At 68.2% G+C, this 18022-nt stretch carries 18 protein-coding genes; 11 read left to right on the top strand and 7 right to left on the bottom strand.

What is annotated here, in order from left to right; all coding sequences use genetic code 11:
• Together AL072_RS27000 and AL072_RS26995 are read right to left on the bottom strand one after the other, a co-directional pair.
• Entirely contained in the window at positions 1 to 921 is a 921-nt protein-coding gene (locus tag AL072_RS27000) for a RimK family alpha-L-glutamate ligase (protein ID WP_045585865.1), read from the bottom strand.
• A complete protein-coding gene (locus tag AL072_RS26995; RefSeq protein ID WP_045585864.1) occupies positions 918 to 2036 on the bottom strand; it encodes an ATP-grasp domain-containing protein in 1119 nt (372 codons plus the stop codon). The genes AL072_RS27000 and AL072_RS26995 overlap by 4 nt, the downstream gene beginning before the upstream one ends.
• 217 nt (positions 2037 to 2253) lie before the next feature.
• Here AL072_RS26995 and AL072_RS26990 point away from each other — a divergent pair, with 217 nt between their 5' ends.
• The 5 genes from AL072_RS26990 (at position 2254) to AL072_RS26970 (ending at position 8080) form a co-directional block, all read left to right on the top strand.
• Positions 2254 to 3054 (top strand): ABC transporter ATP-binding protein, encoded by an 801-nt coding sequence (locus AL072_RS26990; RefSeq protein ID WP_082109394.1) that lies wholly within the window; start codon positions 2254 to 2256, stop codon positions 3052 to 3054.
• Positions 3054 to 3869, top strand: coding sequence for an ABC transporter permease (locus AL072_RS26985; protein ID WP_045585863.1), 816 nt, complete (start codon positions 3054 to 3056; stop codon positions 3867 to 3869). Before AL072_RS26990 ends, AL072_RS26985 begins: the two co-directional genes overlap by 1 nt.
• A gap of 393 nt (positions 3870 to 4262) precedes the next feature.
• On the top strand, positions 4263 to 6095 hold the full coding sequence (locus tag AL072_RS26980) for a methanol/ethanol family PQQ-dependent dehydrogenase (RefSeq protein ID WP_045585862.1): 1833 nt from the start codon (positions 4263 to 4265) through the stop codon (positions 6093 to 6095).
• Positions 6096 to 6191: 96 nt separating this feature from the next.
• A complete protein-coding gene (locus AL072_RS26975) occupies positions 6192 to 6734 on the top strand; it encodes a c-type cytochrome (RefSeq protein ID WP_082109393.1) in 543 nt (180 codons plus the stop codon).
• Between the two features lie 20 nt (positions 6735 to 6754).
• A complete protein-coding gene (locus AL072_RS26970; protein ID WP_052710473.1) occupies positions 6755 to 8080 on the top strand; it encodes a quinoprotein dehydrogenase-associated putative ABC transporter substrate-binding protein in 1326 nt (441 codons plus the stop codon).
• Positions 8081 to 8104: 24 nt separating this feature from the next.
• Here the strand turns inward: AL072_RS26970 and AL072_RS26965 are convergent, their stop codons facing one another.
• A complete protein-coding gene (locus AL072_RS26965; RefSeq protein WP_045585861.1) occupies positions 8105 to 8707 on the bottom strand; it encodes a hypothetical protein in 603 nt (200 codons plus the stop codon).
• 108 nt (positions 8708 to 8815) lie between these two features.
• Between AL072_RS26965 and AL072_RS26960 the strand changes: the two genes are divergently transcribed.
• The 6 genes from AL072_RS26960 to AL072_RS26935 are packed head-to-tail and all read left to right on the top strand — an operon-like array spanning position 8816 to position 13160.
• Positions 8816 to 9295 carry a DUF3280 domain-containing protein gene (locus AL072_RS26960; RefSeq protein WP_245637046.1) on the top strand — a complete coding sequence of 160 codons (480 nt, stop codon included), beginning with the start codon at positions 8816 to 8818 and terminating at the stop codon, positions 9293 to 9295.
• 50 nt (positions 9296 to 9345) lie between these two features.
• On the top strand, positions 9346 to 9792 hold the full coding sequence (locus AL072_RS26955) for a dihydroneopterin aldolase (protein WP_045586011.1): 447 nt from the start codon (positions 9346 to 9348) through the stop codon (positions 9790 to 9792).
• The gene (locus AL072_RS26950) at positions 9789 to 10454 is read left to right on the top strand and encodes an amino acid kinase family protein (protein WP_045585859.1); all 666 of its coding nucleotides are present in this window, start codon (positions 9789 to 9791) and stop codon (positions 10452 to 10454) included. Before AL072_RS26955 ends, AL072_RS26950 begins: the two co-directional genes overlap by 4 nt.
• Positions 10430 to 11827 carry a DUF6513 domain-containing protein gene (locus AL072_RS26945; protein WP_045585858.1) on the top strand — a complete coding sequence of 466 codons (1398 nt, stop codon included), beginning with the start codon at positions 10430 to 10432 and terminating at the stop codon, positions 11825 to 11827. Before AL072_RS26950 ends, AL072_RS26945 begins: the two co-directional genes overlap by 25 nt.
• Positions 11818 to 12402, top strand: coding sequence for a DUF447 domain-containing protein (locus AL072_RS26940; RefSeq protein ID WP_200909948.1), 585 nt, complete (start codon positions 11818 to 11820; stop codon positions 12400 to 12402). The genes AL072_RS26945 and AL072_RS26940 overlap by 10 nt, the downstream gene beginning before the upstream one ends.
• Entirely contained in the window at positions 12399 to 13160 is a 762-nt protein-coding gene (locus AL072_RS26935; RefSeq protein ID WP_063840403.1) for a (5-formylfuran-3-yl)methyl phosphate synthase, read from the top strand. The genes AL072_RS26940 and AL072_RS26935 overlap by 4 nt, the downstream gene beginning before the upstream one ends.
• On the opposite strand, the gene AL072_RS26930 is transcribed toward AL072_RS26935, so the two are convergent.
• From AL072_RS26930 to AL072_RS26915, 4 genes are all read right to left on the bottom strand, one after another.
• The gene (locus AL072_RS26930; RefSeq protein ID WP_045585857.1) at positions 13117 to 13482 is read right to left on the bottom strand and encodes a ribbon-helix-helix domain-containing protein; all 366 of its coding nucleotides are present in this window, start codon (positions 13480 to 13482) and stop codon (positions 13117 to 13119) included. The genes AL072_RS26935 and AL072_RS26930 overlap by 44 nt on opposite strands.
• A gap of 61 nt (positions 13483 to 13543) precedes the next feature.
• Positions 13544 to 15691, bottom strand: coding sequence for a sigma-54-dependent Fis family transcriptional regulator (locus tag AL072_RS26925; protein WP_045585856.1), 2148 nt, complete (start codon positions 15689 to 15691; stop codon positions 13544 to 13546).
• A gap of 244 nt (positions 15692 to 15935) precedes the next feature.
• Positions 15936 to 17576: a molecular chaperone GroEL gene (gene groEL, locus AL072_RS26920; RefSeq protein ID WP_045585855.1), complete on the bottom strand. Its 1641-nt coding sequence runs from the start codon at positions 17574 to 17576 to the stop codon at positions 15936 to 15938.
• Positions 17577 to 17662: 86 nt separating this feature from the next.
• Entirely contained in the window at positions 17663 to 18019 is a 357-nt protein-coding gene (locus AL072_RS26915) for an MmoB/DmpM family protein (protein ID WP_045585854.1), read from the bottom strand.
• Positions 18020 to 18022 lie beyond the last annotated feature (3 nt).

The following is an 18022-nucleotide window of genomic DNA, read 5'->3' as shown; positions in this document are numbered from 1 at the left end:
TCATCGCTGCCCCGCTGATGCCGCGGCATCGACGCGGCGCAGGAAATCCCCGGCAAGCGCGTCGGCAATGTCGATGTCGCTGACGGTCTGCAACCCCTGCCAAGCCGGCATCGAGTTCACCTCCAACACCAGCCACTGCCCGGAACTGCCCCCGGAACTGCCGGGAGAGGCAATCAGGTCGACACCGGCATAGTCCGCGCCTACTGCGGCGGCTGCTCGCACCGCCAGATCGGCAACGGCACCATCCGGAGCGAGTGCTTCACAACTGGCGCCCTGGTGGATGTTGGTGATCCAGCTCCGGCCATGGCGGATCATCGCTGCCACCGCGCGGCCTCCCACCACGAAGATGCGGCAATCGCACCACGCGCCTTCCCGGCACGGTGGCACGAAGGGTTGCAGGTAATAGACGCCGGCCATCGCCTCGGGTTCCGGCACGTCCGCCGGTCCCGACAGACGGCGCAGGCCGCGCCCCTGGGCGCCGAACAGCGGCTTCAGCACGCAATCGGGCCATGACTCCACGGCTGCACGCGCCAACTCGGGCGACTGCACGGCGACGGCCGGAGGCGTCGGTATGCCTGCGCGGGCCAGCAGGAAACTCGTGGTGCACTTGTCGACACAGCATTCGATGGCACGGGCGCTGTTGTAGACCGGCACCCCCAGCCGGCCGAGCGCGTGGAGCACCCCCAGCCGCAACGTCACCTGTTCGAAGCTGCCCTGCCCGACCACCCGCACCAAGGCGCCCGACGGCAGCGCATCGCCGAACCCCGGCAGCAGCAATCCCGATTCCGTCCGTCCGACGGCGAAACCGCAGGCGTTCAACGGAACGCGGCGGCATTCGTATCCCCGCCGCGCGATGGCACGCTCCAACCGTGCCGCGTGCCAGTCGGCCCCATCGGTGAAGAGGGCGATCGTGCCCGTCATGCCATCTCCTCCACGACGTGCTCCGCAAGCAGTTCCCGCCTGCGCCGGCCGGCCAAGCGCCGGGCTGCCACCGCATCGGCGGCATCGGCAAGCACGGTGCAGAGCGGAGCCCCCGCCGGGATCTGCGCCGGGAGCTGGGGGTGGTCGGCGGTCCAGTCGGGCCAACGGACCTCATGCCCCAAGGCGACCGCTACGGGACTATAGACGAGGGCCGCGGCCTGGCAGCCGGCAAGGGGCGGTAGACGGGCCGGCAGTTCCCCGGCGCAGGCGGCCAGATGCAGGTCCAGCAGGCTGGGCATCGGCGGACGGTCGAACAGGTCGAGCGTCGCCCCCGGCCGCGGGTTAATCTCCAGCAGCCACCAGCCGGCTGGGCCGGCCAGGAAGTCGGCGCTGTTGAGCCCGACCAGCCCGACCGCCCCGGCGATCCGCGCCGCCGCATCGACCATGGCCTCGGCGATCCCGCCGAAGGCCGGCGAGGGCAGCAGCGGACCGACCGCGCCCCCATAGCGATAGGGCTGCCCTGGTGCCGGATCCGACCATTGCCGGCTGAAACCGACCGGCACCGCCCGCCTGCCGTCGGCAAGGAACAGCAAGGACACCGGACGCCCCGGCATGCGGCGCTGGGCATAATATCCGGCCGGCATTCGCCTGCGCGCCGGCCGGATATGGGCGCCGCCGCTGGCGCCGGCACGCTTGAGCAGCCATTCTCCGGACGCACGCGGGAACGATACGGCGACCTCCGGATGCGGCACGCCCAGCCGGGCGAGCAATGCCGCAAAGCCCAGCGGATCCTTCAGCCGAGCCACCGTTTCCGCCCGGTTGCCGATCAGCGGCCGGCCGCGCGCCAGTGCTGCCAGCAGGTCCGGCCTGTCCTCGAAGCCGGCACCATAGACGAGCGGCACCCCGCGCAGGTCAGGCGCCGCCAATGCCCGCAGCAGTGCCGGACCGGGCATCCGCAGCCGGCGCGACGGCAAGGCGATGCACCGCTCGGCCATCGCAGCCGTGTCCGCATCGGCAAACAAATCCATCGCGGCGACCTGCTTCCCACCGCGGCGGGCACTGGCCGACAGCGCCCGTGCCGACAGCGCCACGACCATCAGGTCCGGTCCGGGCATGGTCTCGCCCCTGTGAACCAAGGGGGGACGATCCACAGCGGAAACGGTGGCGTCACTCTTCGGGATTACCGCCTGCGTCAAGATTGCGCGCCCTCTTGCGAAAGCAGCTTGAATATTAATTCGCACCGCCAACAATCACGCCAAGGGGCCATCTTTGCAACGGCGCTTCCGGACAACGGTGTGGCTGCGTCCTCGGCGCGGCGTGGGGGAAGACAGGATGTACGAAACCGCAATGCCTGCGGAGCCTCCGTCGATTCCCGTCACCGACGACCCGGCAGCGCCGGTTCCGGCGGCCCTGGCAGTGGAGGATCTCAGCCATGGCTTCGGCAAGCGCGTGGCGCTGGACCGCGTATCCTTTGCGGTTCCCCCGGCCGGCTTCACCATGCTGCTCGGCCTCAACGGCGCCGGCAAGACGACCTTGTTCTCGCTGATCACCCGGCTTTACACCAACCGCACCGGTGCCATCCGCATCTTCGGCTTCGACCTGCGACGACATCCGACCCGCGCATTGGCGCGCATCGGCGTGGTGTTCCAGCAGCCGACGCTCGACCTCGATCTCTCCGTGCGCCAGAATATGCGCTATCACGGCGGCCTGCATGGGATGCGGCCGTCCGATTGCGAAGCCCGCGCGATGGAGGAGTTGGAGCGCATCGGCTTGGCCGACCGCGCCGACGAGAAGGTCCGCACCTTGTCCGGCGGGCAACGCCGCCGGGTCGAGATCGCCCGTGCCTTGCTGCACCGGCCGAGCCTGCTGCTGCTCGACGAACCGACCGTCGGCCTCGACGTCGAAGCACGCCGGCACATCCTGCACCATGTCCGCACGCTTTGCCGGGAACAGGGGCTGGCCGTGCTCTGGGCCACCCATCTGATGGACGAGGCGGAAGCCGACGACACCATCGTCGTGCTGCACCAGGGACGCCTGCACGCCGCCGGCACCATACGCTCGCTCTGTGCGGCCACCGGCACGGCGACCCTGCCCGACGCCTTCGCGTCCCTGACGTCACGGGAGGTTCGATGATGGGTGCCGCCGCCTACTGGTATTGCCTGCGCAGCATCATCGTCCGCGAGGGCCTGCGCTTCGTCCATCAGCGCGAGCGCTTCTTCGCGGCGCTGGTACGGCCGCTGGTCTGGCTGGCGATCTTCGCCGTCGGCTTCCGCGCGGTGCTGGGCGTGTCGATCATCCCGCCCTATGAGACCTACATCCTCTACGACGAATATGTGGTTCCCGGGTTGGTCGCGATGATCCAGCTGTTCAACGGCATGCAGAACTCGTTGTCGATGGTCTACGACCGCGAGATGGGCAGCATGCGGACATTGCTGGTCAGCCCGCTGCCGCGCTGGTACCTGCTGATGGCCAAGCTGCTGGCCGGCGTCGCGGTGTCGATCGCACAGGTCTATGTGTTCCTCGGCATCGCCTGGCTATGGGGGGTGGAGCCGCCGCCGCTCGGCTACCTCGCGGCGCTGCCGGCGCTGCTGCTCAGCGGGCTGATGCTGGGCGCACTGGGGCTGCTGCTGTCGTCCTTCGTCAAGCAACTGGAGAATTTCGCCGGCGTGATGAACTTCGTGATCTTCCCGATGTTCTTCGCCTCCTCCGCCCTCTACCCGCTGTGGCGCATCAAGGAGGGCAGCCCGTCGCTGTACCTGATCGCCGCCTTCAACCCCTTCACCCAGGCGGTGGAGCTGATCCGCTTCAGCCTCTATCTCCGAGTCGACGGCACGGCATTGCTTGCGGTGGCCGGTTGCCTGGCGGTGTTCCTCGGTGCCGCGGTGCTCGCTTACGATCCCGGCCGCGGTTTCTGGGCCCGGCGCGGCGGACCGACGGAACAATCCTGACATGCCGACCGGAAGCGCGGCTTTTTCATCCGTACGGATTACCCCATTTGTTTCAACATATCCGCTATTTCGCTTCTTTTGAAAACTTTTGAACGATAGCGGAAAATAATCTTCACAGCTTATATTTATTTGATCAAACTGAATGTCAGCATCACCAACATAGTGCGGGTCTGTTTAGAACCTCGCCAAGGATCTGGCTCCGGCATCGATAACCGGGGTGCCTGCGATGCTGCAGAAGTTTGGATGCGGACTATCAGGAACCGATGCCCCGACGCCGACCGGATCGACGTCGGGCCTCACTCATGGAGGGAACACGCCCTCTGAAGAACCGACCCTCGTCGCCGCACCTCCACCGGGACAACCGACCACCCCTTTAAAAATGGGAGGAAACAAATGAACCCTTTTGTGCGCTGTCTGCTCGTCACTGCCGCAATCCAGGCGACCGCTCTCGCCGCCCCCGCAGCCCATGCCAATGACGACACCCTGAAGAACCAGAAGGACCCGGCGAACTGGGCGATGCAGCTCGGCAACTATGCCGGCCAGCGTTACAGCCCGCTCGACCAGATCACCCGCGACAACGTGAAGAACCTGCGTCCGATCTGGCAGTTCTCCACCGGCGTGCTGCGCGGTCACGAAGGCGGTCCCGTCGTGATCGGCGACACGATGTACATCTCCACTCCGTTTCCCAACAATGTCTATGCGCTCGACCTCAACGACAACGGGCGCATCAAGTGGAAATACGAGCCCAAGCAGGATTCGACCGTCATTCCGGTGATGTGCTGCGACACCGTCACCCGCGGCGTCGCGGTGGCAGGCAACAAGCTGTTCCTGGGCCAGGCCGACAACACGCTGGTGGCGCTGGACGCCGGCACCGGCAAGGTGCTGTGGAGCGCCAAGAACGGCGACGCGACCAAGGGCGAGACGCTGACCGCCGCCCCGATGGTGGTGAAGGACAAGGTCTATGTCGGCATCAGCGGCGGCGAGTTCGGTGTCCGCGGCCACTTGACGGCCTACGACATCAACACCGGCAAGATGGTGTGGCGGGCCTATTCGACCGGTCCCGACAAGGACGTGATGATCGACCCGCAGAAGACGATGATGCTCGGCAAGCCGATCGGCGAGCCCGACCTGGGCATCAAGACCTGGCCGGCCGACCAATGGAAGATCGGCGGAGGAACCACCTGGGGCTGGTACACCTACGATCCCGAACTGAACCTGATCTATTACGGCACCGGCAACCCCGGCACCTGGAACCCGGCCCAGCGTGCCGTCGACAAGGACCGGGCCAAGAGCGACAACAAATGGTCGATGACCATCTTCGCCCGTGATGCCGACACCGGACAGGCGAAATGGGTGTTCCAGAAGACCCCGTTCGACGAATGGGACTATGACGGCGTCAACGAGAACATCCTGGCCGACGTGACCATCGGCGGACAGCAGCGCAAGGCCCTGATCAACTTCGACCGCAACGGGTTCGCCTACACCATCGACCGCACCAACGGCGAATTGCTGGTCGCGCAGAAATACGATCCGACCGTGAACTGGGCGAGCGAGATCGACATGAAGACCGGCCGCCCCAAGGTCAACGACAAATACAGCACCTTCGCCCAGGGCGAGGACCACAACACCACCGGTGTCTGCCCGGCGGCGCTGGGGTCCAAGGACCAGCAGCCGGCATCCTATTCGCCTGACAGCGGCCTGGTCTATGTGCCGACCAACCACATCTGCATGGATTACGAGCCCTTCAAAGTCGAGTATTCGGCCGGACAGCCCTATGTCGGCGCGACGCTCAGCATGTATCCGGCCCCGAACTCGCACGGCGGCATGGGCAATTTCATCGCCTGGGATCCGGCTGCCGGCAAGATCGTCTGGTCGAAGCCGGAGCGTTTCGCGGTGTGGAGCGGCGCCCTGTCGACCAAGGGCGGCGTTGGCTTCTACGGGACGCTGGAAGGCTTCCTGAAGGCGATCGACCTGCGTGACGGCAAGGATCTGTACAGCTTCAAGACCGCGTCCGGCATCATCGGCAACGTCAACACCTACATGCACAAGGGCAAGCAGTACATCGCCGTCCTGTCGGGCGTCGGCGGCTGGGCCGGCATCGGGCTGGCCGCCGGACTGACCGGCGAACAGGAAGGTCTCGGTGCGGTGGGTGCCCACAAGTCGCTCGGCGAATACACCCAGCTCGGCGGCATGCTGAGCGTCTTTGCCCTGCCGGACAACCAGTGACGTGTTCCCAAGAGGGCGCCGGTCCTGGGGGGCCGGTGCCCTCTCCTATCCGATAGTCGGCACCGACGAGAAAAGGCAGTGGGGAGAGATATCGAGATGCCCAATTACCTGATCGGGCTGTGCGCCGCACTGGGGTTCGCCGCGACATTGACCCTCGGCAGCGCATTCGGCCAGCAGGATGCGACACAGAGCCCGTCCGCTCCGAACCGGACGGCGCAAACTCCACCGGACGGGAAGAGCGCCCCGCAGGAGGCGAAGGCCGCCGACCCCGAGGATCTGGTGGACGACGAGGGCGTGCCGCTCTATGCGGTGCGGGATGGCAAGGTGGACCAGGGCACCTACAACGGCTACCGGCGCTACGCCTCGTCCTGCCATGTCTGCCACGGGCCGGACGGGCTGGGATCGTCCTTCGCGCCATCCCTGGTCGATTCCCTCAAGCAGATGGATTATTGGAAATTCACCGATGTGGTGACCAACGGCCGCACCAACATGGGCGCAACCGGCGACAAGGTGATGCCGACCTTCGGCTCCGATCCCAATGTGATGCTCCATCTCGCCGACATCTACCGCTATCTCAAGGCGCGCTCCGACGACAAGGTCGGCCGCGGCCGGCCCGAGCGGTTCAAGGCACCGTCATGAATCCGGGCCGTGTGTCCGGAATGATCCGACGACCCGCGACAAGACTGGCCGGCGTGGTGGCCGCGGCGCTGTGCGCAGCGGCCGCATCCGCCGGCAGCCCCGCCCGGGCGGCGGAGGGCATCCCGACGGAGGTGCTGCGCGTCTGCGCGGACGCCAGCCTGCTTCCCTTCTCCAACGACCGCGGCGAGGGTTTCGAGAACCGGATCGCCCGGCTCATCGCCGACGAGCTGAAGCTGCCGCTGACCTTCACCTGGTGGCCGCAGACCATCGGCTTCGTCCGCAACACGCTGCGCACCCGCCAGTGCGATCTGGTGATGGGGACGGCGGTCGGCGAGGAGCTGATGCAGAACACCAACCCCTATTACCGCTCCACCTACGCCCTGATCTACCGCAAGGATTCCGGGATCACGGCGAAGACGCTGGCGGATCCGTCGTTGCAGGGTGCGCGCATCGGGGTGGTCGCGCGCACGCCGCCGTCGGAGGCGATGTTGCGCCACGGGCTGACCAACCTGGAACCCTACCAGCTGGATACCGACACGCGAGCCCATCACCCGGCGCAGCAGGCGGTCGAGGATGTCGCTGCGGCCCGGACCGACGCCGCGATCCTGTGGGGGCCCATCGCCGGCTATTTCGCCGCCCGGCAGCCGGTGCCGCTGGCGGTCGTGCCGCTGAGGGACGAGCCGGGAACCTCGCCCTTCCAATACATGATCTCCATGGGCATCCGCCCGGACGAGCCGGACTGGCGGCACTGGCTGAACGGCTTTATCGTGCGCCGCCAGGGCGACATCGACCGCATTCTGACCGAATACCATGTCCCGCTCGCCGAAGCCGACGGAACGATCCGGGCGGCTGTGCCGGAACCCGACGGCTACCGGATGGCGGATTACCGGTCTCCGACACCGCCATCCCTGGGTAGCGCCGGGACGGTGGGACCGGCCGACGTCGAGCGGCTGGCAAAGGCCGGCGCCGTCCTGATCGACGTCCTGCCGACGCCGCCGAAGCCCGACGGGCTGTCGGCGCAAAGCCGCTGGGTTCCGCCACCGCACCGCAGCCTTCCGGGTGCCCATTGGCTGCCGAATGTCGGCTACGGTGCCCTCTCGGCCGAGCAGGAGGCCTATTTCCGGACCAACCTGGAGGCGCTGACCGGCGGCGATCGCAAGCGCCCGCTGGTGGTGTTCTGCCAGCCCGATTGCTGGATGAGCTGGAACGCCGCCAAACGCGCGATGGCGATGGGCTATCAGGCGGTCAACTGGTATCCCGCCGGCACCGACGGCTGGACGGCGTCCGGCCGCGAGCTTGTCACCGTCGAACCGGAACCCCGGCCGGAACCCCGGGCGGCCAACTGAGTGCCGCCCCTTCCGGACAGTGGATCAGGGCAACAGCGCCGACAGCAGGCGCGCGATCTGGCCCAGCCTCTGCTCGATGCGGGCGGGCTGCTCGCACACCGCGGTCTGCGCCCGCCGCCGGTCGTCGAGGATGCGGCGGTCCCAGGCGATGGCACTCTTGATCTCCTGGGCACGGGACGCATCGCCCGAAGCCGCGTCGAGGTCACGCAGGGCGGCTGCGATGCGCTCGCGCAGGGCCCGCTGGTGCTGGGCATAGCGCTCGATCGAGGCGATGGCCGCGCTGCGCTGGCGGTCGAGGGTCTGGAAGGTTCCGGCGAAGACCTGTGCCAGCTTGCCGTCCCTCCCCTCCCCCGCGGCCGCCGCCAGCGCCGCGGCCTCCGGTTCCAGCGTGGCGGCATCGACGCTGCCGTCGGCCGCGCGCCGGACCAGGGTGGCGACCGCCGGATCCCTTTGCCAGCCGTCTCCCAGCCCATCGATCGGCGGGCCATCCCAGACGGAGGCCGGCGACAGGGTCGGGACCAGGATTTGCGGACAGGGCCAGTCCGGGTTCTTCGGATCCTGCGCGGCGGCCGACGCCGGCAACCCGATGATCAGAACCGCGGCGAGGGCGAGAGGATGTCGGTGCATGACGGGAATGATGGCAACACTGACGATCCGGTTCAATCGGAACCGGTGCGCAAAAGGGGAAGCCCGATGGATCATGCGGAGAGGAGGACCGGAGCCGCTATGATCTGCATGATAATGATCGGCTTGGCGGCATCGTTCGCCTACGCAACCGCCGCCGCCGCGCGGACCCTGGTGTTGGACATCGAGCTGGAGGACACCAGCGGCGAGCCACCCGCACCGGACCATGCGGCACGGTTGAAGCAGGTCAGCGCGGAGCTCCGTCGCCATCTGGACGACAGGGGCTATGAGGTGATCGACGGCGACGCGACGGCGCGGCTGGTCCCGCCGGGGACGGAGATCCGCTCCTGCAACGGCTGCGAGGATGGGATTGCGCGTGCCGCCGGCGCCGACCTCGTGGTCTTCGGCGTCGTCCACAAGGTCAGCAGCCTGATCCTGTGGATCGCCCTGGTGGTCGAGGATGTCGGCACCGGCCGGGTGGTGACGACGGCGCGCGGCGACATCCGCGGTGACAATGCCGCCGCGTGGTCGCGCGGCGTCGCCTGGCTGGTGGAGCATCGGCTGGCGGACCATGCGCCGGTGAAGCGATGAGCGGCGGCCGCCCGGCGGATGCTGCGGCAGGTGGCAAGGAGGATCGGGACATGCCGGACGATACCCAGAGCGGCTACCGCACCATCATGAACGTCCTGCGGCCGGCAGCGTCGCCCACCAACGCCGGCATGCGTCGCTACGATCTTGTGCTGCATGATTATGTCGGCGACTTCCGCATCGGCGTCTGGGATCATGAGAAGACCGGAACCCAGCGCGTCCGCGTCAATCTGGCCGTCACCGTGGAGGTGCCGAACCGGCCCTTCGTCGACGATCTCGACGCCGTCGTCTCCTACGAATACCTGATCCAGGGTGTCGAGGCCTTCGCGCAGAGCCCCCACATCCAGTTGCTGGAGGTGCTGGCTGAGAAACTGCTGGCGCTGTGCCTGTCGCCGCCGCAGGCGGTCTCCGCCCGCGTGCAGGTGGAAAAGCTGGAAATCGTCCCGCGGGCGACCGGCGTCGGCGTGGTGTTGACCGGCACGCGGGCGGTGACGCAATGAACGGGCCCTGGATCGTCAAGCTGGGCGGCAGCCTGTGGAACGGCGACACCCTCCGCCCCTGGCTTTCCCATCTCGCGGCCGAGCGGGCACGGCGCATCGTCATCGTCCCCGGTGGCGGCCCCTTTGCCGACACCGTCCGCCACGCGCAACCGGTGCTCGGCTATGGCGCGCGGGCGGCGCACCGTATGGCGATCCTGGGCATGGAGCAATATGGGCTGGCGCTGCTCGACCTGGAGCCGGGGCTGGTCCCGGCGCGGACGGTCGCCGACATGGAAGCGGCGCCGGGAGCCGCGGTCTGGCTGCCGGCTCTGCTGGCGGCCGAGGCGGATGTCGAGGAAAGCTGGGACGTCACCTCCGACACGCTCGCGGCATGGCTGGCGGAGCGGCTGGGGGCCGACCGGCTGGTGCTGGTGAAATCGGTGCCGCTGCCGACGGAAACGGCCGACGCGCTGGCGCTGTCGCGGATCGGCGTGATCGACCCGGTCCTGCCGAACCGCATGGGACGCCTGTCGGCGGAAGTCCGCTGCGTCGGGTGCGACGACCTGCCCCTGTTCGCGACGGACCTGCGTGGCGGCACGCCGGCCGGCACGCTGCTGCTGTCGGCCGAGAGGCTGGCGGACACGGAACCGGAGGCGGCATGGTCCGGCACATTCTCTTCCTGACCGGCTCCCTGGCGGAGGATCGGCTGCGTCAGGTCCTGGATTCGCTCCATCCCCTGCCCTTCGAGGCGAGAATCGTCAATCTCGGTGTCAAGGTCGCCGCCCTCGCCACCACGGAGATCGTGCTGCGAAGGTTGGACTCCGCGCGCGGCGCCGATCTGGTTCTGTTGCCGGGCCGTTTCCGCGGCGATCTCGGCATCCTCGCCACCCATTTCGGCACGAGGTTCGAGCGCGGCCCCGACGAGCTCGAGGATCTGCCGCAATTCTTCCAGCGGCAGGCCCGCCCGCTCGACCTCAGCCGCCACGACACCCGCATCTTCGCCGAGATCGTCGACGCGCCATCGCGCGATACCGGCGCCATCCTCGCCAAGGCCACCGAACTGCGGGCCGAAGGAGCCGACATCATCGATCTCGGCTGCCTGCCCGATACCCCCTTCCCCCATCTGGAGGAAGCGGTCGCCGCCCTGCATGGCGCCGGCTTCGCCGTCAGTGTCGATTCCCTGAATGCGGACGAGTTGCGCCGGGCCAACAGGGCCGGTGCCGACTATCTGCTCAGCCTGACCGAGGAGACGCTCCACCTCGCCGACGAGGGCGATGCCGTGCCGGTGCTGATCCCGACCACTCCGCAAGATCTGGCCAGCCTCGCACGCGCCATCGACCGCATGACCCGCCGTGGCCGCCGTTTCCTGGTCGATCCGATCCTGGAGCCGATCCATCACGGCTTCACCGACTCCCTGCTGCGCTACCGGACGGTGCGGGAGCGCTGGCCGGACGCCGAGATCCTGATGGGGATCGGCAACGTGACCGAGTTGACCGACGCCGATACGCCGGGCGTCACCGCGGTATTGATGGGCGTGGTCTCGGAGCTGCGCATCGCCAACGTCCTGGCGGTGCAGGTCAGCCCGCATTGCCGACGCGCCATCCGCGAATTCGACGCGGCGCGGCGCCAGTTCTTCGCAGCCCGCGCTGCGCGAAGCATGCCGCGCGGCTTCGGCAGCGGGCTGTTGTGCCTGCGCGACCGCCGGCCCTTCGTCCGCAGCGCCGAACAGATCGCCGAAACCGCCACGCAGATCCGCGACCCGAATTACCGCATCGAGGTCAGCGCGGAGGGGATCCATCTCTACAACCGCGACGGCCACCACCTTGCCAGCGATCCGTTCGACCTGTTCCCCCGGCTCGATCCGGGAACCGATGCCGGCCACGCCTTCTATCTGGGGGTAGAGTTGGCACGGGCGCAGATCGCGTGGCAGCTCGGCAAGCGATATGCGCAGGACAGCGCGTTGCGCTGGGGTGTCGCGACCGATAGCCCGATCAACGATCAGGCCGGTGATCAGGCCGGTTTCCAAGCCGAGGGCCCGACCAGACGATGCCCCTGATACGCGAAACCATCATCACGACGACCGACGCCGATGGGCGGCCCCATGTGGCGCCGATGGGGGTGACGATCGAGCCGGACCGGGACGGTGAACGGATGGTGCTTGCCCCGTTCCGGCCATCGCGGACGCTGGACAACCTGCTCGCCCGGCGCTGCGCCGTCGTCAACCACACCGACGACGTGCGGGTCTTCGCCGGCTGCATCAGCGGACGCCGCCGCGACTGGCCGACCGTCCCGGCCGAACGGGTCGATGCGCCGCGGCTGGCCGGCTGTCTGGCCCATGAGGAGGTTGCGGTCACGGAGGTTCTGGACGACCCGCTGCGCCCGCGATTCCTCTGCCGGACCGTCCATACCGCGGCACATGCTGACTTCCACGGCTTCAACCGGGCACAGGCGGCGGTGATCGAGGCGGCCATCCTGGCCAGCCGCCTGCACATGCTGCCCGCCAACAAGATCGTGCAGGAGATCGACTATCTGTCCATCGCCATCGGCAAGACCGCCGGCCCGCAAGAGTTGGAAGCTTGGGGCTGGCTGATGGACCACATCGCCGCACATCGCGCCGGGGAGAACCCATGACAGGTTGGCTTGCCAGCGTCGCGAACGACGCCGAAATCGCCCGGATCCTGCCTGCGGCACCCGACATCCTGGATCTGAAGGATCCTGCCGCCGGGGCATTGGGGGCTTGGCCGGTCGAGCACATTGCCACGACGCTTCGCGCACTGGCGTTCCTGCCCGGACGCCCGCAGCTCAGCGCCACCATCGGCGACCATCCGATGAAGCCCGATATCGTTCTGCCGGCAGCGCGGCGCGTCGCTGAGACCGGGGTTGATTTCGTGAAGATCGGCTTCACGCCGGAGGGTGCCCCGGATCGCTGCATCGATGCGCTGGCGCCATTGGCGGCGAGAGGAACCCGGCTGATCGCCGTGCTCTTAGCCGACCAGTGGCCGACCGACCCTGGCTGCCTGCCGATCGACAGGATCGCGGCCGCCGGCTTTGCCGGAGCGATGCTCGACACGGCGGGAAAACGCCATGGCCTTCGCCACCATTGGCCGGATGGGCAGCTCGCGGCGTTCGTGACCTGCACGCGCTCGCTCGGTTTGCTGACGGGGCTGGCGGGTTCGCTGCGGGTCGCGGATATCCCGGCCCTGCTGGCGCTGTCGCCCGACTATCTCGGCTTCCGCGGCGCGCTGTGCGGGGGAGAGCGGACCGCGGACATCGATCCGCAGGCCGTATGCCGCGTCGCCGCCCGAATGGCGGGACGCCCGATCCCGGACCCGCCGATTGCAGCCCTCACGCCCCGTCCGACGGAGAATGGCCCCGCCACAGGGCGATGACGGATGCGCCGCCCGTCATCGAGCCGGCCTTCGTGCGCGCCTCGTCGGGCAACAGCTCGCCTGCCGTCATGCTCAGATAGCGCGCGCAGCTGACACGCAGGAAGGAGGCCAGATTCTGCACTGCGCCATGGGCCTCCACGACCTCGTCATGGAGGGTGACGATGAGGCGGTTGGTCGTGGTCCCCTGTTCCGCAGCGATGTCCGACAGGATAGTCCAGAACAGGTTCTCCAGCCGAATACTGGTGACCATGCCGTGGATGCGCACCGATCGGGATCGCGCCTCGTAAAGGATCGGGTCGGTGTTGACGAAGATCCGGCACATGCCTCGGCCCCCCTTCGAACAAGGTCTACTTCATGCTTCAGGCCGGAGTCAGCGGCCGGTGTCAGGCTTGGCCGACGACGACGCCCATCCCCGTCCTATCGTCCCGCGTCTTGCCGGCCGTCGTGCGCCTGATGCCGTGCTGGCTCATTTTCCGGTAAAGCGTGCTTCGGGAAATACCGAGCACCGTCGCGGCGTCCGAGAGATTGCCGCCGGTCGCAGCGATCACGTCCTCGATGGTGCGCTGTTCGGTCACCGTCAAGGACATGGGGGACACGACCGGCGACTGCATGCCGGGAGACATGGCGGCCGACATTCCAAGCGGCATCGGCGGACTCCGCAACGGCCAGCCGTCGGCAGCCGCGTTGCCGCAGGCGTCGCGCAACTCCTCGGGAAGATCGTCGATGCCGACGATGCCGCCGGTGGAGAGCAGAACCGCGCGCTCGACCAGATTCCTCAGTTCCCGCACATTGCCAGGCCAATCATACCGATGCAGCCGCTCGAACGCCTCGGCCGTGAAGCGGACGGGTCCGCGCCCATGGCGGGCGGCGAGTTGACCATTGAAATGGGCGATCAGGCGCGGAACGTCGCCCTGACGCTCCCGCAGCGGCGGCACCCGCAGGGCGGTCACGGCAAGACGGTGGTACAGATCCCGCCGGAACCGGCCGGCGGCCACCTCCTGCCGCAAATTCCGGTTGGTCATGGCGAGCAGCCGGACCGAGACCCGCCGCGGCGTGCCGTCGCCGATGCGGTACAGCACGCCCTCCTCCAGAACCCGCAGCAGGTAGGGCTGAAGATCCAGCGGCAGTTCGCCGATCTCGTCGAGGCACAGGGTTCCGCCGTCCGCCAGCTCGAAGCGGCCCGCCCGTCCTTCGGCCGAAGCGCCGGTGAAGGCGCCGCGCACATAGCCGAACAGCTCGCTGCCCAGCATCTCGCGGGAGACCGCACCGCAGTTGAACGGCACGAATGGACCGCCGGACACCATGCTGTGACCGTGTATGGCGCGCGCGAACAGTTCCTTTCCCACCCCGGTCTCACCCTCGATCAGGATGGGAACCGGCAGAGGAGCTAGCCGCTCCCCCTGTCCGATCACCGCGCGCAGGCTGTCGCTGCCGCCGACGATGTCGGCAAAGCGCGAGCGCGCCTGGTCGGATTCATCGGCAGCCGGCCTGCGACCGGGCGACGGTTTGGCGGATGCCATGCCGGGAATGACCAGCAACGTGCCCCGCCGTTCGCCGTCGAGCATCAGCGGCCTTACCCAGTCGGCCGGAACCGGCAGCCGGCCGGTCGTCCCATCGCCCGCCGCATCCCCGGCCCCCACCCCCGCTCCGGCAATGGGCAGCCTGGTCCCCCGGCTCAACTGCGGCAGCTCCGACCCGAGGCTGGCCTTCAGCAGGTGTGCGGCCTTGCGGCTGGCATAGAGGAGGCGGCCGCGGGCATCCAACGCGATCAGCCCCTCGCCCGCATATTTCTGGCTGTCCTCCAGGCAGGCTTCCAGGAGGCGCACATGCTCCGCCTCGGTCTGGCGGGCGAGGTTCCATTCGACCTGCCGGGCGGCGACCACCGCCAGCGCCAACGCCTGCCCGCTGAAGCCTTGCTTCAGCCCGGAGATGTCGAGCAGCCCAACAACCGATCCGTCGACCGGATCGTGGATCGGTGCGCCGGCGCAGCTCCATCCCTTGATCCCGGCGCAGTAATGCTCCGCCGCCTGGACCATCACCGGCTGTTTGGAGGCAAGCGCCGTGCCGATGCCGTTGGTGCCGGCACAGCTCTCGCTCCAGTGGCCGCCGCAGCCCAGGCTGATATCGCGCGCCGCGTTCAGCGTCGCCCGGTCGCCGGCGGCCTCCAGCACCACCCCGCCGGCATCGGTGATCAGCATCACCGTCCGGGTTCCGGCCAGCAGATCGGCCGCCTCCGCCAGCGTCGTGGCCGCCGCCTGGAGCAGATCGCGGTTGTCGCGGCGCAGGGCCTCGATCTGGTCCCTGCCTACAACCGGGGCCGCCCCTGCCCGCGCATCGACCAGGAAACTTTGGCACCGTGCCCAGGACCGGATCACCACGTCGCGAACCGGCAGGTTCTCGCGTCTGGATCCGGACAGGAAATCCTCCCACGCCTTCATCGTCGCCGTTTCGCCCTCCACCAGCGCATGGAGGGCCGGACCGGACGAGGCAACGGCCCGACGGCCGATGCCGACCTCTTCGTTGGTCAACACACTCCCCTCCCTGCTACCCGGCGTCTTCCGCGGTTGCTTCCCCGTGCGCCGATTGTGCTTTGGTCCGGATGCAGAGACTCACCCCATATGCTCGGCATGCCGAATTGTTCGTATAGAAAATCATAAGCCGAACTGAAGCGGGAGCGGTAGTAGCGGAATACTCTATGGCCTTTTTCCTTGTCCTTTTCCCGAAGGTGGAGGGGCGCTCGCGATGGGAGGGACGGCAGGAGCGGCGAAGGACGGCTCAGGTCCGCCCATACCGCTCCATTCCGCCGCCGCGGGCCGGGCCGGCGGTGGGATCGGTATCGTCGGGGATGTCGGCGATCAGGGTATGGGTGGTCAGGATCAGCTTGGCGACCGACACCGCGTTCTGCAAGGCCAGCGCGGTGACCTTCACCGGGTCGATGATCCCGGCGGCGAACAGGTCGCCGAAGCGGCCGGTCCGGGCATCGAATCCCGCGCCGTCGGGCAATTCAGCGACACGGGCGGCGACGCCGCGCCCATCGACACCGCCGTTCTCGGCGATGCAGCACAGTGGTTGCAGCATCGCCCGCTGCAGCAGCAGCACCCCGGCGCGTTCCCCCTCCCCGACATCCTCGGCCAGCCGGTCGAGCAGCGGAGCGATACGGGCCAGCGCGGTGCCGCCGCCGGGCACCACCCCTTCCGCCAGGGCGGCGCGGGCGGCGGCGAGCGAATCCTCCAGAAGCTGCGCGACCCGCTTCTGTTCAACCGGCGTTGCACCGCCGACCTCGATCAAGGCGGTGCCCTGCGTCAGCTTCGCCAGCCGCTGGGACAGCTTGTCCCGCTCGATGTTGGGCGGCGCCTCCTCCCACTGGGTCCGGACCAGGGCACGGCGGGCCGCCAGCGCATCGGCCCGGCCATGGCCGCGCAGGATGGAGGTGCGGGCGGCAGACACCTCGACCCGGTCGGCGCTCCCCAGATCCTCCGCCGTCACGCTGTCGAGGCGTCCGCCGAGATCGCGGGCGACCACGCGCCCGCCGGTCAGGATCGCGATGTCCTCCATCGTCGCCTGACGCCAGTGCCCGAATTCCGGCGGGTTGATCGCCACCACGGTGGCGCGGCCGTCGCGGCGCAGCGCCATCAGCACCGCCACCACCTCCGGCGCGACGCTGTCGGCGACGATCAGCAGCGGGCGCCGGGCGGCGGCAATGCGGTCGATCAGGCGCAGGACCGGGTCCGGATCGGCGATCTTGTGGTCGGTCAGCAGGATGTACGGCCGCTCCAGCACCGCCGTCTGGCCGGTCGGCTCGGTCGCCATATGATGGGACAGGAAGCCGCGGTCGAGCACCATGCCCTCCAGCACATGCAGTGCCGTCGGCGCGCCCGGCTGGCCGTACTCGATGTCGATCACCCCATCCGTCCCGACCCGGCGTAGCGCGTCGGCCACGAGGTGCCCCAGCGCCGGATCGGTCGCGGCGACGGTCGCCACCTGTTCCAGCCGGGCATGGCCCTCCAGCGGCCGGGCCATGCCGCGGAGCCGGTCGACGACGAAGCCGCAGGCACGGTCCATCCCGCCGATCAACTCGACCGAGCCATGGCCGTCGGCAAGCACGGCGACGCCATCCTGGATCAGCGCGTCGGCCAGCACGGTGGCGGTGGTGGTGCCGTCGCCGGCCACGTCGTTGGTCTGCTTAGACACCTCGCGCACCACCTGCGCGCCCATGTTCTCGAAGCGGCAGGGCAGCTCGATCTCCGCGGCGATGCTGACCCCGTCGCGCGAGATCATCGGCGTGCCGATGGGACGGTCGATGATCGCGTTGGTGCCTTTCGGCCCCAAGGTGCCGCGCACCGCCAGCGCCAGTTTCCCGACCCCGCGCGCCAGCGCGGCCCGCGCCTCGGCATGGTGCAGCATCATCTTCGCCATGGCGTCGTTTCCTCCCGTTCTTGGTTCTGCAATCTTGGAAAAAGGAGGCGGGGTCCGCCGGACCTGAGCGGTCCCCGCCCCTGCGCTCATTCGTAGGCGAGCGCGTCGTCCATGTTGCCGAAGAGGACGACAGTGTCCTCGTCGATCATCACCATGCGGCCATAATGGGTGGAGGTGGAGATCTCGAAGATGTGCGGCGTCATCTCGCGCCCCAGCGCCTCGCCGATCTCGCTCATCCTGAACTCGATCTTGCCTTCGCCGTCGATACGGATCATCGCCGGCAGATAGGTGACGGTGATGCCCGGCTTGCTCTCCATCACCTCGGCGATGCAGCGCGCTTCGACGCTGTCATTCATGGTCACGCCGCACTGGTGGGAAATGGTGCTGTCCTGGGTGATGTCCTTCAGCGGCTTGAACAGCTGCTGCACGGTGGTCACGCTCATGGT

This window comes from Azospirillum thiophilum, from assembly GCF_001305595.1.
In the GTDB taxonomy this organism is placed as follows: Bacteria; Pseudomonadota; Alphaproteobacteria; order Azospirillales; family Azospirillaceae; genus Azospirillum; species Azospirillum thiophilum.
This window is presented reverse-complemented; position numbering and strand designations above follow the sequence as displayed.

Bases quoted from the DNA above. Each gene is read 5' to 3' on its own strand.
- AL072_RS26955 (WP_045586011.1), top strand. From the start codon at position 9,346: ATGCCGGACGATACCCAGAGCGGCTACCGCACCATCATGAACGTCCTG.
- AL072_RS26995 (WP_045585864.1), bottom strand. From the start codon at position 2,036: ATGCCCGGACCGGACCTGATGGTCGTGGCGCTGTCGGCACGGGCGCTG.
- AL072_RS26990 (WP_082109394.1), top strand. From the start codon at position 2,254: ATGTACGAAACCGCAATGCCTGCGGAGCCTCCGTCGATTCCCGTCACC.
- AL072_RS26980 (WP_045585862.1), top strand. From the start codon at position 4,263: ATGAACCCTTTTGTGCGCTGTCTGCTCGTCACTGCCGCAATCCAGGCG.
- groEL (WP_045585855.1), bottom strand. From the start codon at position 17,576: ATGGCGAAGATGATGCTGCACCATGCCGAGGCGCGGGCCGCGCTGGCG.
- AL072_RS26950 (WP_045585859.1), top strand. From the start codon at position 9,789: ATGAACGGGCCCTGGATCGTCAAGCTGGGCGGCAGCCTGTGGAACGGC.
- AL072_RS26960 (WP_245637046.1), top strand. From the start codon at position 8,816: ATGATAATGATCGGCTTGGCGGCATCGTTCGCCTACGCAACCGCCGCC.
- AL072_RS26965 (WP_045585861.1), bottom strand. From the start codon at position 8,707: ATGCACCGACATCCTCTCGCCCTCGCCGCGGTTCTGATCATCGGGTTG.
- AL072_RS26915 (WP_045585854.1), bottom strand. From the start codon at position 18,019: ATGAGCGTGACCACCGTGCAGCAGCTGTTCAAGCCGCTGAAGGACATC.
- AL072_RS26970 (WP_052710473.1), top strand. From the start codon at position 6,755: ATGATCCGACGACCCGCGACAAGACTGGCCGGCGTGGTGGCCGCGGCG.
- AL072_RS26975 (WP_082109393.1), top strand. From the start codon at position 6,192: ATGCCCAATTACCTGATCGGGCTGTGCGCCGCACTGGGGTTCGCCGCG.
- AL072_RS26940 (WP_200909948.1), top strand. From the start codon at position 11,818: ATGCCCCTGATACGCGAAACCATCATCACGACGACCGACGCCGATGGG.
- AL072_RS26945 (WP_045585858.1), top strand. From the start codon at position 10,430: ATGGTCCGGCACATTCTCTTCCTGACCGGCTCCCTGGCGGAGGATCGG.
- AL072_RS26930 (WP_045585857.1), bottom strand. From the start codon at position 13,482: ATGTGCCGGATCTTCGTCAACACCGACCCGATCCTTTACGAGGCGCGA.
- AL072_RS26935 (WP_063840403.1), top strand. From the start codon at position 12,399: ATGACAGGTTGGCTTGCCAGCGTCGCGAACGACGCCGAAATCGCCCGG.
- AL072_RS26985 (WP_045585863.1), top strand. From the start codon at position 3,054: ATGGGTGCCGCCGCCTACTGGTATTGCCTGCGCAGCATCATCGTCCGC.
- AL072_RS27000 (WP_045585865.1), bottom strand. From the start codon at position 921: ATGACGGGCACGATCGCCCTCTTCACCGATGGGGCCGACTGGCACGCG.